Raw genomic sequence first — 544 nt, 5'->3', positions numbered from 1 at the left:
ACCACCAGGATCGCGATGTCGGTCGCCTTGGCGCCGCGGGCACGCATGGCGGTGAACGCCTCGTGGCCCGGGGTGTCGATGAAGGTGATCAGCCGCTCGGTGCCGTCCAGGTCGACGGCGACCTGGTAGGCGCCGATGTGCTGGGTGATGCCACCGGCCTCGCCCTCGCGGACGTTGGCCTTACGAATCGTGTCCAGCAGCCGGGTTTTACCGTGGTCGACGTGACCCATGACGGTCACCACCGGCGGACGGGTCTGCAGGTCCTCCTCGCCGCCCTCGTCCTCGCCGTACGTCAGGTCGAAGGACTCCAGCAGCTCGCGATCCTCGTCCTCGGGGCTGACGACCTGCACGACGTAGTTCATCTCGCTGCCGAGCAGCTCGAGCGTCTCGTCGCCGACCGACTGGGTTGCCGTCACCATCTCGCCGAGGTTGAACAGCGCCTGCACCAGCGAGGCCGGGTTGGCGTCGATCTTCTCGGCGAAGTCGGACAGGGACGCCCCGCGCGCCAGCCGGATGGTCTCGCCGTTGCCGTGCGGCAGCCGCA

1 protein-coding gene is annotated in these 544 nt (G+C 68.8%); it reads right to left on the bottom strand.

Annotated elements, in window-relative coordinates:
* Window positions 1-544, bottom strand: a 544-nt coding sequence (locus A5712_RS13765) for a translation initiation factor IF-2 N-terminal domain-containing protein (RefSeq protein ID WP_156766557.1), incomplete at both ends; no start/stop codon positions are given.

The sequence above is a fragment of the Mycobacterium sp. E2327 genome (assembly GCF_001672675.1).
In the GTDB taxonomy this organism is placed as follows: Bacteria; Actinomycetota; Actinomycetes; order Mycobacteriales; family Mycobacteriaceae; genus Mycobacterium.
This window is presented reverse-complemented; position numbering and strand designations above follow the sequence as displayed.